The sequence below is a fragment of the Micromonospora tarapacensis genome, assembly GCF_019697375.1.
Lineage (GTDB): Bacteria > Actinomycetota > Actinomycetes > Mycobacteriales > Micromonosporaceae > Micromonospora > Micromonospora tarapacensis.
In genome coordinates, this window is record NZ_JAHCDI010000004.1 from 2,787,863 (window position 1) to 2,803,355 (window position 15,493).

13 protein-coding genes and 2 pseudogenes are annotated in these 15,493 nt (G+C 73.1%); all 15 read right to left on the minus strand.

The genetic code is table 11. The features are described from left to right. Positions 1-69 precede the first annotated feature (69 nt). Complete coding sequence (argH, locus tag KIF24_RS18615) at positions 70-1,533, minus strand: argininosuccinate lyase (protein WP_221087428.1); 1,464 nt, start codon at positions 1,531-1,533, stop codon at positions 70-72. 67 nt (positions 1,534-1,600) lie between these two features. After that, positions 1,601-2,116, minus strand: coding sequence for an arginine repressor (locus KIF24_RS18620; RefSeq protein ID WP_221085142.1), 516 nt, complete (start codon positions 2,114-2,116; stop codon positions 1,601-1,603). A 52-nt stretch (positions 2,117-2,168) separates the two neighbouring features. Then, the gene (gene argF, locus KIF24_RS18625) at positions 2,169-3,095 is read right to left on the minus strand and encodes an ornithine carbamoyltransferase (protein WP_221085143.1); all 927 of its coding nucleotides are present in this window, start codon (positions 3,093-3,095) and stop codon (positions 2,169-2,171) included. Then, positions 3,092-4,321, minus strand: a complete 1,230-nt coding sequence (locus tag KIF24_RS18630) for an acetylornithine transaminase (RefSeq protein ID WP_221087429.1) — start codon at positions 4,319-4,321, stop codon at positions 3,092-3,094. The genes argF and KIF24_RS18630 overlap by 4 nt, the downstream gene beginning before the upstream one ends. 44 nt (positions 4,322-4,365) lie before the next feature. After that, positions 4,366-5,259 (minus strand): acetylglutamate kinase, encoded by an 894-nt coding sequence (gene argB, locus KIF24_RS18635; RefSeq protein WP_221085144.1) that lies wholly within the window; start codon positions 5,257-5,259, stop codon positions 4,366-4,368. Next, on the minus strand, positions 5,256-6,428 hold the full coding sequence (argJ, locus tag KIF24_RS18640; protein ID WP_221085145.1) for a bifunctional glutamate N-acetyltransferase/amino-acid acetyltransferase ArgJ: 1,173 nt from the start codon (positions 6,426-6,428) through the stop codon (positions 5,256-5,258). The genes argB and argJ overlap by 4 nt, the downstream gene beginning before the upstream one ends. Before the next feature lie 55 nt (positions 6,429-6,483). After that, a complete protein-coding gene (argC, locus tag KIF24_RS18645) occupies positions 6,484-7,485 on the minus strand; it encodes an N-acetyl-gamma-glutamyl-phosphate reductase (protein ID WP_221085146.1) in 1,002 nt (333 codons plus the stop codon). Positions 7,486-7,689: 204 nt separating this feature from the next. Next, positions 7,690-10,268, minus strand: a pseudogene (pheT, locus tag KIF24_RS18650) (phenylalanine--tRNA ligase subunit beta). Between the two features lie 39 nt (positions 10,269-10,307). Further along, positions 10,308-11,378, minus strand: a complete 1,071-nt coding sequence (pheS, locus tag KIF24_RS18655) for a phenylalanine--tRNA ligase subunit alpha (protein WP_221085147.1) — start codon at positions 11,376-11,378, stop codon at positions 10,308-10,310. A gap of 211 nt (positions 11,379-11,589) precedes the next feature. Beyond that, positions 11,590-12,384, minus strand: coding sequence for a TrmH family RNA methyltransferase (locus KIF24_RS18660; RefSeq protein ID WP_221085148.1), 795 nt, complete (start codon positions 12,382-12,384; stop codon positions 11,590-11,592). 68 nt (positions 12,385-12,452) lie between these two features. Further along, positions 12,453-12,845 (minus strand): 50S ribosomal protein L20, encoded by a 393-nt coding sequence (rplT, locus tag KIF24_RS18665; protein WP_030335718.1) that lies wholly within the window; start codon positions 12,843-12,845, stop codon positions 12,453-12,455. A gap of 32 nt (positions 12,846-12,877) precedes the next feature. After that, a complete protein-coding gene (rpmI, locus tag KIF24_RS18670; RefSeq protein ID WP_221085149.1) occupies positions 12,878-13,072 on the minus strand; it encodes a 50S ribosomal protein L35 in 195 nt (64 codons plus the stop codon). Between the two features lie 20 nt (positions 13,073-13,092). Continuing rightward, positions 13,093-13,724 (minus strand): annotated as a pseudogene (infC, locus tag KIF24_RS18675) (translation initiation factor IF-3). A 359-nt stretch (positions 13,725-14,083) separates the two neighbouring features. Continuing rightward, positions 14,084-14,566, minus strand: coding sequence for a PH domain-containing protein (locus tag KIF24_RS18680; RefSeq protein WP_221085150.1), 483 nt, complete (start codon positions 14,564-14,566; stop codon positions 14,084-14,086). A 66-nt stretch (positions 14,567-14,632) separates the two neighbouring features. Beyond that, positions 14,633-15,478: an ATP phosphoribosyltransferase gene (gene hisG, locus KIF24_RS18685; protein ID WP_221085151.1), complete on the minus strand. Its 846-nt coding sequence runs from the start codon at positions 15,476-15,478 to the stop codon at positions 14,633-14,635. Positions 15,479-15,493 lie beyond the last annotated feature (15 nt).

Below are 15,493 nucleotides of genomic sequence, written 5' to 3' on the forward strand. Positions count from 1 at the left end.
GCCTCCGAGCTCGCTGAGGCAGCAGTTTCGCCGAAGTTGCGCCGGAATCCGGGCGGGGGCGCGAACCCCTCAGCGGGGGACGACGGTTTCGGCGGACCAGTCGCGCCAGGTGGCTAGCTGGTCGGTGGCAGCCGCCAACTGGTCGGTTACCGGGCCGGGGCCCGTCGAGCCGGGGGTGGTCCGGGCAGCGAGGGCTGAGCGGACCGAGAGCACGTCGCGTACGGTCGGGTCGAGGTGCTCACTGACCGTGGCCAGGTCGGCGTCGGAGACCTCGTCGAGGGCGCAGTCCCGGGCGGCGCAGAGCGCCACCAGTTTGCCGGTGATCTCGTGCGCGTCGCGGAACGGCACACCCTTGCGGACCAGCCAGTCCGCCACCTCGGTGGCCAACGAGAAGCCCACCGGCGCGGCGGCGACCAGGCGGTCGACGCGTACCGTCATCGTGGAGATCATCCCGGCGAGGGCCGGCAGCAGCAGTCCCAGGGTGTCGACCGCGTCGAAGGCCGGCTCCTTGTCCTCCTGCATGTCCCGGTCGTACGTCATCGGCAGGCCCTTGAGCATGGTCAGCACGGCGACCAGCCCGCCGACGAGCCGGCCGGACTTGCCCCGGGCCAGCTCGGCGATGTCCGCGTTCTTCTTCTGCGGCATGATCGACGATCCGGTGGCGAAGGCGTCGTCCAGCTCGACCCAGCCGAACTCCTGCGACGTCCAGAGCACCACCTCCTCGCCGAGGCGGGACAGGTGCACGCCGATCAGCGCGGTGGTGAAGAGGAACTCGGCGACGAAGTCCCGGTCGGCGACCGCGTCCATCGAGTTGGCGAAGGACGTCCGGAAACCCAGCTCCTTCGACACCGCCACCGGGTCCAGCGGCAGCCCGGAACCGGCCAGCGCTCCCGCGCCGAGCGGGCTGACCGCGGCCCGGTGGTCCCAGTCCCGCAGTCGCTCCAGGTCCCGCAGCAGCGGTTGCACATGCGCGAGCAGCCAGTGGCCGAAGGCGACCGGCTGGGCGTGCTGCAGGTGGGTCATGCCGGGCGCGGCCGTGTCGACGTGCCGCTCCGCCTGCTCGACCAGCGCCTCCGCCAGCTCCACCAGCCGGGCGGCCACGCCCCGGGCGTGATCACGCAGGTAGAGCCGCAGATCGGTGGCGACCTGGTCGTTGCGGGACCGGCCGGCACGCAGCTTGCCGCCGAGGCTGCCGAGCCGCTCCAGCAGCCCGCGTTCCAGTGCGGTGTGCACGTCCTCGTCGTCGACGGTGGGGCGGAACGCCCCGGAGGCGCAGGCGGCCTCCAGGTCGTCGAGGGCGGCGAGGATCCGGCCCAGTTCCTCCGGGTCGAGCAGGCCGGCGCCGGCCAGCACCCGGGCGTGCGCGCGGGAGCCGGCGATGTCGTACGGGGCCAGCCGCCAGTCGAACTGCACGCTCACCGACAGCCGGGCCAGCGCCTCCGAGGGGCCACCGGCGAACCGGCCTCCCCACAGGCTGGTCCGGTTGGCGGTCGCGCTGCTCTCGGTCAGGCTCTTGTCGTCCACCCCGCCCATTCTGACGGTCACGGTCGCCGCCCTGTCCACCGGGCGTCCCGGGCGGCGGCCATCTCGATCCGCAGGCTCATGGTGCGGGGTTCCCTTCGACGTTGTCCTCGCGGCGCGCCCAGCCGGCGAGCCGATCGCCGAGCGCCGCCCCGCCGTCGGCGTCGCGGGCCACCACCAGGATGGTGTCGTCGCCGGCGATGGTGCCGACGACCTCCGACAGGCCCGCCCGGTCCACCGCGCTGGCCAGGTAGTGGGCCGCGCCGGGCGGGGTGCGCAGGACCGCGATGTTGCCGCTGGAGTCGACCTCGTTGAGCAGCTCGCGCAGCAGACGCACCAGGCGGGCCGGTGCCGCCTCGGCGTCGCGCAGCGGGCGGTGGCCGTCCTCCGGGATGACGTAGATGGCCCGGCCGTCACCACCCCGGGCGGTGACCGCGCCGAGTTCCTTCAGATCCCGCGAGAGGGTGGCCTGGGTGACCTGGACGCCCTCGTCGCCGAGCAGTTCGGCCAGTTCGGTCTGCGACCGGACCGCCTTGTCGCGGATCAACTCGACAATGCGGGCATGCCGGGCCGCCCGGGTCAGCGGTGCACTCACGGAGCCAGCCTTTCGTTCGCGACTGCGGGGCTCGCAAGCTCACTCCTCGCGCTCACGGGTTCTCCGCGAGCAGGAAGGTCAGCAACGCCTTCTGGGCGTGCAGCCGATTCTCCGCCTGGTCGAAGACGGCGCTGCGCGGGCCGTCGAGCACCTCGTCGGTGATCTCCTCGCCGCGGTGTGCGGGCAGGCAGTGCAGCACGATCGCCTCCGGCGCGGCATGCCCGAGCAGCACCTTGTTCACCTGGTACGGCAGGAACGGGGTGGCCCGGTCCAGGCCGTCGCCCTCCTGCCCCATCGAGGTCCAGGTGTCGGTGGCCACCACGTCGGCGTCCCGGACCGCAGCGACCGGATCGGTGAGCACCCGGACCGACCCGCCGGTGCCGGCGGCGATCGCCTCGGCGCACGCCACCACGTCGGCGTCGGGTGCGAAGCCGGGCGGACCGGCCACCCGCACGTGCATCCCGGCGGTGGCGCCGGCCAGCAGGTACGAGTGGGCCATGTTGTTTCCCGCGTCACCGACGTACGCCAGGGTCCGGCTTGCGGTGCCACCGCACCGTTCGCGAACGGTGAGCAGGTCGGCCAGGAGCTGGCAGGGGTGGAACCCGTCGGTCAGCGCGTTGACCACCGGCACGGTGGCCCCGCCGGCCACCTCGGCGATCCGGTCGTCGCCGTGGGTACGCAGCACGATGGCGGCCACGTAGCGGGACAGCACCCGCCCGGCGTCGCCGAGGGTCTCACCCCGACCAAAGTGGGTGACCTGGGTGTCCACCACGAGCGGGTGACCGCCGAGTTCGGCGATGCCGGCGTCGAAGGAGATCCGGGTCCGCAAGCTCTGCTTGTCGAAGAGCACCGCCACCGAACGCGGCCCGGCCAGCGGCGTGTAGCCGAACCGGTCGGCTTTCATCCGAGTGGCCAGGTCGAGCACGGCGGCCTGGTCGGCGGGCGACAGGTCGTCGTCACGCAGAAAGTGCCGGATCATCCGGGGATCTCCGTCGTCGTAGGGCCGCTCGCCGCCGCGTCGGCCGAGATGGCGGTGCCGGACGGCCCTGCGGTGGGCTCGGCCGCGGCACCATCCGTGCGGGCGGGGAGGGCGGCGGATAGGGCGGCGAGGAAGGCGTCGGCCTGCTCGACGGTGAGGATCAGCGGCGGGGCCAGCCGGAGCACGTCCGGCTGGACCGGGTTGACCAGGAAACCGGCCGCCCGCAGCGCCTCGGCGGTGGTGGACGCCACCGGCGCGGTCAGGGTCACGCCGAGCAGCAGCCCGGCGCCCCGCACACCGCCGACGAGCGGGTGCCCGAGCCCCTCGATGCCGCGCCACAGCCGTTCGCCAACCCGCTTGACGTGGTCAAGCAGCCCCTGGTGGGCGATGGTCGAGACGACGGCGAGCGCCGCAGCACAGCTGATCGGGTTGCCGCCGAAGGTGCTGCCGTGCGAGCCGGGGCTCAGCAGGTCGGCGGCCGGGCCGAAGGCGAGGGTGGCACCGATCGGCAACCCACCGCCGAGCCCTTTCGCCAGCGTCACCACGTCCGGCTCGACGCCGTCGGCCTGGTGGGCGAACCAGTGCCCGGTACGACCGATCCCGGTCTGCACCTCGTCGAGCACCAGCAACGCGCCGTGCCGGGCGGTGATCCGCCGAGCGGCGGCGAGGTAGCCGGCCGGAGGGACGACCACGCCGTTCTCGCCCTGGATCGGCTCCAAGATCACCATGGCCGTGGCCTCGCTGACCGCCGCGTCCAGGGCGGCGACGTCGCCGTACGGCACGTGGGTGACCTCGCCCGGCAGCGGCCGGAACGGATCGGCCTTGGCCGGTTGGCCCGTCAACGCGAGCGCCCCCATGGTCCGGCCGTGGAAACCGCCGACGGTGGCGACCACCTGGGTGCGCCCGGTACGCCGGGACAGCTTGAACGCCGCCTCGTTGGCCTCGGCGCCCGAGTTGGCGAAGAAGACCCGCCCGGGCCGGCCGGCAAGGGCCAGCAGCAGCTCGGCCAGGGCCACCGGTGGCTCGGCGATGAACAGGTTGGACACGTGTCCGAGGGTGGCAACCTGCTTCGACACGGCGGCCACCACGGCCGGGTGGGCGTGACCGAGCGAGTTGACAGCGATCCCGCCGAGCAGGTCGACGTACTCCCGGCCCGCCTCGTCGACCACGACGGCGCCCGAACCGGAGACGAGAGCCAGCGGCGGGGTGCCGTAGTTGTCCATCATCGACTGCCGCCACCGCTGCACGAGGGCGCTCGTACCCGGCTGACTCACGACGGGATCACCATGGTTCCGAAGCCTTCCGACGTGAACACTTCCAACAGGGTGGAGTGGGCGACCCGACCGTCGACGACGTGCGCGGCGGGCACTCCGCCGCTGACGGCCCGCAGGCAGGCCTCCATCTTGGGCACCATGCCCGACTCCAGCGACGGCAGCAGCTTGGCCAGGTCGTCGGCGGTGATCTCGCTGACCAGGCTGGAGACGTCGGGCCAGTTCGCGTAGAGACCGGCCACGTCGGTGAGCACCACCAGCTTGCGGGCCCGCAGGGCGACGGCGAGCGCGGCGGCGGCGGTGTCGGCGTTCAGGTTGTGCAGCACCCCGTCGGCGTCCGGCGCCACGCTGGAGATCACCGGGATCCGGCCCGCGCCGATCAGGTCGTCCACGGCCGAGGTGTCCACCGACTCGACGTCGCCGACCTGGCCGATGTCGACCGGTTGCCCGTCCACGTATCCGGGCCGCCGCACGGCGGTGAACAACCCGGCGTCCTCGCCGGAGAGGCCGACCGCGAACGGGCCGTGCGCGTTGATCAGCCCGACCAGTTCCCGACCGACCTGCCCGAACAGCACCATCCGGACGACGTCCATCGCCTCCGGGGTGGTCACCCGCAGACCGCCCCGGAACTCGCTGTCGATGCCCAGCCGGCCGAGCATGGCCGAGATCTGCGGTCCTCCGCCGTGCACCACGACCGGCTTGAGGCCCACGTAGCGCAGGAACACCATGTCGGCGGCGAAGGCCCGCTGCAACTCCGGGTCGATCATGGCGTTACCGCCGTACTTGACCACGACCGTGGAGCCGGAGAACCGGGCCAGCCAGGGCAGTGTCTCGATCAGCGTGGCGGCCTTGGCCTGGGCGAGGGCGAGATCGGAGGTCAGGTTCGCGCTCATGTCGAGTAGGCCGAGTTCTCGTGCACGTAGGCGTGCGAAAGGTCGTTGGTCCACACCGTCGCCGCGGCGGTGCCGGCATGCAGGTCGATCCGGATGGTGACGTCCCGGCCGGTGAGGTCGACCTTCGACCGGTCCTCGGCCGCCGCACCCGACCGGCAGACCCAGATGCCGTTGACGGCGACGTCGAGCGCGTCCGGGTCGAACGCGGCGGCGGTGGTGCCGACGGCGGCGAGGATCCGTCCCCAGTTCGGGTCGTTGCCGAACAGTGCGGTCTTCACCAGGTTGTTGCGGGCCACCGCCCGACCCACCTCGACCGCCTCGTCCTCGGTGGCGGCACCGACGACGTCGATGGTGATCTGCTTGGTGGCCCCTTCGGCGTCGGCGAGTAGTTGCTGGGCGAGGTCGTGGCAGGCGGCGGTGACCGCGTCGGTCAGCTCTGCCTCGCTCGGCGCGATGCCGGACGCCCCGCTGGCCAGCAGCAACACCGTGTCGTTGGTCGACAGGCAGCCGTCGGAGTCGACCCGGTCGAGGGTGACCCGGGTGGCGGCCCGCAGCGCGGCGTCGAGCGACTCGGGGCCGGCCACCGCGTCGGTGGTGAGCACGCAGAGCATGGTGGCCATGGCCGGGGCCAGCATGCCGGCGCCCTTGGCCATGCCGCCGACCGTCCAGCCCTCACCGTTCACCACGGTGGTCTTCGGCCGGGTGTCCGTAGTCATGATCGCCTCGGCGGCGGCGGGCCCACCGGCGGGCGAGAGCCCGCGCACGGCGGCGCGCACGCCGTGCAGCAGTGCGGGCATCGGCAGCCGCTCGCCGATCAGGCCGGTGGAGCAGACCGCCACCTCGCCCGCGCCGAGCATCCGGCGCGGACTGCTGGAGGTGAGCGTGGCGGCGGTGTGCTCGGCGGTGGCGTGGGTGTCCTGGAAGCCGGCCGGCCCGGTGCAGGCGTTGGCGCCACCGGAGTTGAGCACCACCGCCCGGACCACGCCGCCGCGGACGACCTGCTGGGTCCAGAGCACCGGCGCGGCCTTGACCCGGTTGTTGGTGAAGACCCCGGCGACGCCGGCGTCGGGACCGTCGTTGACCACCAGCGCCACGTCGGGGGCACCACTGCTCTTGAGCCCGGCGGCCACCCCGGCCGCCCGGAACCCGCGGGGCACGGTGACGCTCATCGAACCCACCCTTCGGGCGCGACCGCGCTGCTGCGTCGCGTTGCGCTGTTGGCACTCACGGCGTGACCCCCCAAACCGAAAGGCCCGTGGTCTCGGGCAGGGCGAACATCAGGTTGGCGTTCTGCACCGCCTGACCCGCGGCGCCCTTGCCGAGGTTGTCCAGGGCGGCGACCACGATCAGCCGGCCGGAGTCGACGTCGACGCCCGCCTGTAGGTGGCACGAGTTGCTGCCCAGCGTCGCGGCGGTGTGCGGCCAGCGCCCCTCGGGCAGCAGATGCACGAACGGGGCGTCCGCGTACGCCTCGGCGAGCACCGCACGGGGGTCGGCCGCGCCGGTCGGCAGCGCGGTCACCGTGGCCAGGATGCCGCGGGGCATCGGCGCGAGCACCGGGGTGAAGGACAGCCCGGTCGCGCCGGTGGCCTGCTTGATCTCGGGCACGTGCTGGTGCGCGCCGACCTTGTAGGGCGACAGGTCCCCCATCACCTCGCTGGCCAGCAGGTGCGGCTTGGCGGCCCGGCCGGCGCCGGAGGCGCCGGAGGCGGCGACGACCACCACGTCGGCCGGCCGGGCGGCACCGGCGGCGATCAGCGGGGCCAGCGCCAGGCTGATCGTCGCGGCGTAGCAGCCGGTGCTGGCCACCCGGGCCGCGCCGGCGATCAGTTCACGCTGGCCGGGCAGCTCAGGCAGGCCGTAGGTCCACGCGCCGGCGTGCGGGCCGCCGTAGTAGCGGGTCCACGCGTCGCTGTCGACGAGCCGGTGATCCGCACCGAGGTCGACGACCCGGACACCGTCGGGCAGGTGCGCCGCGATGGCGGCGGACTCGCCGTGCGGCAGGGCGAGGAAGACCAGGTCGGCCTCGGCCAGCACGTCGGGTGTGGTCGCGGCGAGAGTCAGGTCCAGCCCGGTGAGCTGGGGATGCACCGCGTCGAGCCGCTGCCCGGCCTGGCTGTGCGCGGTCGCGGCGACCAGGTCGAACTCGGGATGCCCGGCGAGCAGGCGCAGCAGTTCACCGCCGGCGTAGCCACTCGCCCCGGCGACCGCGACCCGAATCCCCATACCTACCTCCGCATGACTATGCAATGAAGGGTAGCGCCGCCCGGCGGCGCTTGCAAGTTCATACGGCTTTACGCATGACGATGTAAAGCCGATGGCGGGAACATCCCCTCGACGACCACGAGAGAGTCCTGGCCGTCCGCCCGAGGCCGCACGGAGAGCCCCTCCCCACGCGGGGTGGGCCGGGAAGGGGCTCTTCCGCACATCTCAGGCGCCGCGGAGGGTGGCGCCGAAACGCTCGGCGGCGCGGGCCACCGCCGCGTCGCGGGCGGCGACCGCCTCCTCGACGGTCAACGTCCGGTCCGGCGCGCGGAAGGCGAGCTTGTACGCCAGCGACTTGCGCCCGGCGCCGAGCTGCTCCGAGGCGTACACGTCGAACAGGCGGACCGACTCCAGCAGCTCGCCGGCGCCCTCGGCGAGCGCCTGCCGCACCGCCTCGGCCGGGACCTGGTCGGACACCACCAGCGCCACGTCGATCAGCGCCGGCGGAAAACCCGAGACCATGGGCGCGGGTGCGACCGGGGGGGCCGGCAGGGCGTCCAGGTCCAGCTCCATGGCGCAGGTACGCCGCGGCAGCTCCAGGGTGGCGACGACCGCCGGATGCAGCTCACCGGCGTGCCCGATGACCGTCCCATCGACCAGCAGCGCGGCACAGCGGCCGGGATGCCAGGGGGCGTACTCGGTGGCCCGCACCTCGACCCGCCGGTCGGGCACCCCGGCGGCGGCGAGGACCGCGCGGCCCGCCTCGACCGCGTCGGCCCAGGTGGCCGCCCGACCGCCGCCCCACCAGCCGGCCGGCTCGACGTCGCCGGTCAGCACGACGGCGACGTGCCGGGGCTGGTGCGGCACGAACGCGTCGGCGGCGGTGAACTCCGCGTCGGTGGGACGCCGGTCGACGCCCATCGCCGGCGGGCTGCCGGCGCCCGGCCTCGGGTGGAAGACCGTGCCGATCTCGTAGAGGGCCAGGTCACGCAGACCACGCCCGAGGTTGCGCCGGACGATGCCGAACAGCGGGCCGAGCAGCGTGGTGCGCAGCAACGGCTCCTCCTCCGACAGCGGGTTGGCCAGCCGCACCGCCGGGCGGCGCGGGTCGTCGGCGGGCAGGCCGAGCTGATCGGCGAGATTCCGGGAGACGAAGGGGTGCGCGAGCACCTCGACGTGGCCCCGCTCGGCCAGCGAACGGGCCACGGCCCGGTTACGGCGCTGCTGCCAGGTCAGCCCCCGACCGGGCGGCGCGGTCGGCAGCAGCGACGGCACGTTGGCGTACCCGTCGAGGCGGACCACCTCCTCCACCAGGTCGGCCGGGTCGGTCAGGTCGGGCCGCCAGGTCGGCGGAGTGACGCTGAGCGCCTCCCCGCCCACGGCGGAGACCCCCACCTCCCCGGCTCCTCGGCCAGCCGGTCGGCGCCCCGGGCCACCGTGCAGCCGATCTGTTCCAGCAGGGCGACCACCCGGGCCGGCGGGTACTCCACACCGACCCGCCGGCTGGGCAGGTCGACCGGCAGCACGATCGGGGTACGCGGCCGGACATGGTCGAGGTCCAGCACCTCGGCGCCGGCGGTGCCGCCGGCGTGCCCGGTGAGCAGCGCCACCGCCCGGTCCAGGGCGACCAACGGCAGGGCCGGGTCCACCCCCCGCTCCCAGCGCTTCGCCGCCTCGCTGAACAGCTTGTGCCGGCGGGCGGTGCGCCCGACCATGACCGGATCCCAGTGCGCGGCCTCGAAGAGCACGTTCACCGTGCCCGGCAGGACCTCGCTGGTCTCGCCGCCCATCACGGCCGCCAGCGAGATCGGGACGCCGGAGCCCTCGCCCGCGAGCGGATTCGGCACCCCGGCGTCGCAGATGACCATGTCCTCCGGCGCCAGCGCGCGGGTCACCCCGTCGAGCGTGGTCAGCTTCTCGCCCGGCTCGGCGCGCCGGACCACCAGCGGGCCGTTGATCCGGTCGGCGTCGAAGGCGTGCATCGGCTGGCCGAGTTCGAGCATCACGTAGTTGGTGATGTCCACCGGCAACGAGATGCTGCGGATGCCGGCGACGGTGAGCCGCTGCTGCATCCAGACCGGCGTCTGCGCCGCCGGGTCGACACCGCGCACCATCCGGGCCGCGAACCGGTCGCAGCCGACCGGGTCGCGCACCTCGACCGGGTACGCCGGCTCGGCCGTGCCGGGCGTCGCGGGCATCCGGCCCCGGTCCGAGTAGTCCAGGCCGAGGGCGTGCGCCAGTTCGCGGGCGAGCCCGCGCAGCGACATCTGGTAGCCCCGGTCAGGGGTGATCTCCACCTCGACGATGATGTCGTTGAGGCCGACCACCGGACGGGCGTCGTCGCCGGGCTCGGCCACCACGTGCTCGGGCAACACCAGGATGCCGGAGTGGTCGTCACCCAGGCCCAGTTCCCTGGCCGAGCAGATCATGCCGTTGGAGTTGCGCCCATACGTCCGGCGGGCGCCGATGGCGAAGCCGCCGGGCAGCACGCCACCGGGCAGGATCACCACGACCCGGTCCCCCGGGGCGAAGTTGCGCGCCCCACAGACGATCTCCTGCGGCTCGCCGGTGCCGTTGGCGGCGCCCACGTCCACCCGACAGAACCGGATCGGCTTCTTGAAGCCGGTCAGCTCCTCGATCTCCAGGACCTCGCCGACCACCAGCTGGCCGGTGACCGTGCCGGACAGGTCCACGATGGACTCGACCTCGATGCCGAGGTCGACCAGGGCCCGCTCCAGGTCACCGACGGGCAGGGCGGCCGGAAGATCGACGTACTCCCGCAGCCAACTGACAGAAACTCGCATGACTCGTTACCACCGTCTCCGTGACTCGTACCCGTCGCCCTAGACCCCGGCACCGAACGCGCGGGTGAACCGCACGTCGCCCTCGGCCATGTCCCGCATGTCGCTGACCCCGTGCCGGAACATCACCGTCCGGTCGACACCCATACCGAACGCGAAGCCGGAGTAGACCTCCGGGTCGATGCCGCAGGCGCGCAGCACCCGCGGGTTGACAATGCCGCAGCCGCCCCACTCCACCCACTGCGGGCCGTTGCGGTGCTCGGGGAACCAGATGTCGAACTCGGCCGACGGCTCGGTGAACGGGAAGTAGTGCGGCCGGAAGCGGGTCCTCGCGTCCGGACCGAACATCGCCCGGGCGAAGTGGTCCAGCGTGCCGCGCAGGTGGGCCATCGTGATGCCGCGATCCACCACCAGGCCCTCGACCTGGTGGAAGACCGGCGCGTGGGTGGCATCCAGTTCGTCGGTGCGGTAGACCCGCCCCGGGGCGATCACGTAGATCGGCGGCGTGCGGCTGAGCATCGTCCGCGCCTGCACCGGCGAGGTGTGGGTGCGCAGCACCAGACCGGACGCCTCGGTGGGTGCGATGTGGAAGGTGTCCATCAGCCCGCGGGCCGGGTGGTCGGCGGGGATGTTCAGCGCGTCGAAGTTGGTCCACTCCAGCTCGACCTCGGGCCCCTCGGCCACCTCGTAGCCCATGCCGACGAAGAGGTCGCTGATCTGCTCCATCAGCACGGTGATCGGATGCCGGGAGCCGCGCGGCCGGCGGTCGTACGGCAGCGTCACGTCGACGCCCTCGGAAACCAGGACCCGCTCGGCCTGCTCCCGTTCCAGCACCTCGGCACGGGCGGCGTACGCCTGCTCGACCGCACGGCGGGCCTCGTTGACGCGCTTGCCGGCGTCGGCCTTCGCGGCCGGCGGCAGCGCGCCGATCTCCCGACGGGCCAGCGAGACGGGGGCCCGGTCACCGAGATGCGCCGGGCGCACGACCGCCAGCGCGTCGGGATCGCCGGCGGCCTCGAACGCCTTCTCGGCCTCGGCCACGGCCTCGGCCAGGGCGGCCGGGTCGAGCAGGGCGACCTGCTTCGGGTCGTACGGATCGTTGCGGTAACTCATGGCGTACGGGCACTCCCTCACGACGGCGCCGGCCCTCACGGGCGGCGAAGCGAGTCTACGGACGCGCGGCTGTGCCGCAGCCCGCCGGTGGGAGTCGAGTGGAGAACAGGTCAGACCCGCCGCCCGCCGACACCGGCGGGCTGGCTAAACGAACGCCTTGGCGCGTTCGGCATGGGGCCGCATCTCCTTGTCGTGCGCGCGTGACCCGGGGTCAGCGCAGAGCTCTCGCCGAAGCGTACAGGCAGACGGCCGCGGCCGCAGCGAGGTTGAGGCTCTCGGCCCGCCCGTGCAGCGGTACCCGCACCCGGGCGTCGGCGGCATCGGCCAGCTCACCGGGCAAACCGTGTGCCTCGGTGCCGAACAGCCAGGCGGTCGGTGCGGCGAGCCGGCCGGCGTCGGCCAGCTCGTCCAGATCGTCCTCGCCGTGGCCGGTGGCGGCCAGCACGGTCAGCCCCGCGGCCCGCACCGCGGCGACCACGCTCGCCGGTTCCCGCTCCCGCACCACGTCGACGTGGAACAGGCTGCCGGCGGAGGCGCGCACGCACTTGCCGTTGTACGGGTCGACCGCGTCCCCGGCGAAGACCACCGCCGCGGCGCCCGCGGCGTCGGCGGTGCGCAGCACCGTACCGGCGTTGCCCGGGTCACGGATCCCGGCGAGCACGGCGACCAGCCGTGGGCTGCTCGCCAGGGCGGCGTCCAGGGGCCCGTCGACGTGCCGGCAGACGGCCACCAGGCCCTGCGGGGCGACGGTCTCGGCGAGGGCCGCGAGGGCGTCGTCGGTCACCTCGGTGACGGGTACGTCGGCACCGGCGGCGGCCACGAGGTCGGCGTACCGGTCGAGGCTGGCGGGAGTGCCGAACAGTTCGACGACGGTGCGCGGGCGGATCAGGGCCTCGCGGACCGCCTGCGGTCCCTCGGCCAGGAACCGGCCGGTGGCCTCGCGCTCCCGGCGGCGCTGGAGCCGGCGGGCGGCGACCACCCGGGGCGTACGCGGTGTGAAGGGCATGGTGTCTCACCACACACGCGCGAGGCGCCCCTCGTCGCCGAGGAACGCCTCGCTGCGCGCTGCGGGGATCAGGCGGCCTGGGCCGCCGCGCCGCCGGTGCCCTCGGCCGCGACCGCGGCGCGGGCCAACTCGACGATCGCCGCGAACGCGGCGGCGTCGTTGACGGCCAGATCGGCCAGGATCTTGCGGTCGACCTCGATGCCGGCCAGCCGCAGGCCCTGGATCAGGCGGTTGTAGGTCATCCCGTTGGCGCGGGCGCCCGCGTTGATCCGCTGGATCCACAGCTGCCGGAAGTCGCCCTTGCGGTCACGACGGTCCCGGTAGGCGTACTGCATCGAGTGCAGCACCTGCTCCTTGGCCTTGCGGTACAGCCGGGAGCGCTGACCGCGGTAGCCGCTCGCGGTCTCCAGCAGGGTTCGGCGCTTCTTCTGGGCGTTCACAGCCCGCTTGACGCGTGCCATCTCAACTCCTTCTTGGGCTCAGGTGGCGCGCGTCAGCGGCCGAGCAGCTTCTTGATGCGCTTGACATCGGCCTTGGCCACCTCGACCACGCCCGTCAGTCGGCGGGTCCGGGTGGAGGGCTTCTTCTCCAGGAGGTGGCGCTTGTTGGCCTGCTCCTTCATGAGCTTGCCCTTACCGGTCACGCGGACCCGCTTGCCCGTCCCCGTGTGGCTCTTCATCTTCGGCATGTGGAACGTCTTCTCCCCTGTTACTCGCCGCTGTTGTCGGCGACGGTGCCGGTGTCACCGGCCGCTGCGGTCTCGCCGGCCTCCGGGCCGGCGGAGCCCTCCGCGGCCCGATCCCGGGCCCGCCCCGGGAGGCCGTAGCGGCGACCGCGGCGGCCTTGGTGGCGCGGTGTGGCGCGAGCACCATGATCATGTTTCGACCGTCCTGCTTCGGAGCGGCCTCGACGTACCCCAGCTCCGAGATCTCGCTCTCGAGCCGACGCAGGAGCCGATAACCCAGCTCCGGACGGCTCTGCTCGCGACCCCGGAACATGATCGTCACCTTGACCTTGTCGCCGGCCTTGAGGAACCGCACCACGTGACCCTTCTTGGTCTCGTAGTCGTGCGGGTCGATCTTCGGCCGGAGCTTCATCTCCTTGATGACGGTCTGCTGCTGGTTACGCCGCGCTTCGCGCGCCTTCAGTGCGCTCTCGTACTTGAACTTGCCGAAGTCCATGAGCTTGCACACCGGCGGGCGCGCCATCGGCGCAACCTCGACCAGGTCCAGATCGACGTCCGCGGCCAGCTGAAGGGCTCGCTCCAGCGGGACGATGCCCACCTGCTCACCCTCGGGGCCGACCAGTCGGACCTCACGTGCCCGGATCTGCTCGTTCACGCGTGGTTCGACGCTGATGGGGCCTCCTCGAGTCGGTTCTTCATGCGTGGCCGACCCCTGCGGCTCCCGGTGGGAACCAACCCGGAAAGCAGAAGGCCCCGGCAGATGCCAGGGCCTGCTCGACCGGTCGGCACGATCACAGGATCGCGCATGCGGGACCGGGACATGCCCGGAACCGGAGACCGGACCCGGCCACCACAGGCGGCGACTCGGGTGGGAGCAGGCGCTCCACTTTCGTGGCCGCCCGCACGGAGCGGACAGCCTGGTCGACTTGACTACACTACACCCCCGGCCGGCGACCTCTCAAATCGGGCAGCCGTGGCCGGCCCACAGCGACGATCCTCCCGGCGACCAGGTGCTCAGGTGCCCCCGCGGCCGGCGGCCCGCTCGGCGAACGCGGCCAGGTGGTCCTGGTGCAACCGGCGCAGAGCGCGCACCCCGTCGACGGCGAGCTGCTTGTCGGCGGCCTGGAGCGCGACCACCGGCAGCAGGTCGTCGTCGTGCAGTTCCAGGGCGGCCCACGGAGCACCCCGGTCGAACCGGATGCCCCGGACCACCTCCCAGGGCAACTCGTACGAGCCGATCACGTTGCGGACCCGCACGCCCCGCGCGTCCGCCTCCACCCGGGGACGGGTGAAGAGCAGGGCGCCCAGGGCGAACAGGACGCCGAGCCCGATCATGGCGATCTGGTCGCCACGCTGGAAGGTGCCGTAGCCGTTGCCGGTCGGACCGGCCAGCGTGGTGCCGATCGCCGCGAACAGGACCACCAGCACGACCGCCGAGACCCAGCAGACCACCCGGATGCGCCGGGGCCGCAGGCGGATCAGCTCGCGCTCGCTCATGCCACCAGTCTGCCATCCGTCCCGCGGCGCCCCTGGAGCCGCCACGCGGTCACCCGCCGGCTCACCTCACAGCCGACAGGCGTGGATGTTGGTGACCAGGATCGCCCGGGCGCCCAGCTCGTAGAGCTCGTCCATGATCCGGTGCACGTCCTCGCGGAGCACCATGGCCTGCACCGCCACCCAACCCTCGCGGTGCAGCGGTGAGACGGTGGGCGACTCGATGCCCGGGGTCAGCGAGCTGGCCCGGTCCAGCAGCCCGGCCGGCACGTCGTAGGCGAGCATCACGTAGCGGCGGGCGACCAGCACCCCGTGCAGCCGGCGCAGCAGCTGCTCGGCCTGCGGGTGGGGTGCCGCTCCGGTGCGCCCCACCAGCACCGCCGAGGAGTGCAGCAGCGGCTCGCCGAAGACCACCAGACCGGCCTGACGCAGGGTGGCGCCGGTCTCCACCACGTCGGCCACCACGTCGGCGACGCCCAGGCGGATGGCGTTCTCCACCGCGCCGTCGAGGCGGATCACCTCGGCCTTGACGCCCAACTCGGCGAGGTGCCGCTCGACCAGCCCCGGGTACGCGGTGGCGATCCGGTGCCCGCCGAGCTCCCGGACGTCGTCCACGTCGTCGGGCCGGGCCGCGAAGCGGAAGGTGGCCCGGCCGAAGTTCAGATCGAGGACCTCCTCCGCCGGCGCACCGGAGTCGATCAACAGGTCGCGGCCGGTGACACCCGCGTCCAGGTCACCGGAGCCGACGTAGGTGGCGATGTCCTTCGGCCGCAGGTAGAAGAACTCGAGATCGTTCGCCTGGTCCCGGCAGACCAGGTCCTTGGGGTCGGTGCGCTGGCGGTAGCCCGCCTCGCGCAGCATCTCGGCGGCCGAGGAGGCCAGGGCGCCCTTGTTGGGTACGGCGACACGCAGCATGACGGAGTGCTCCTT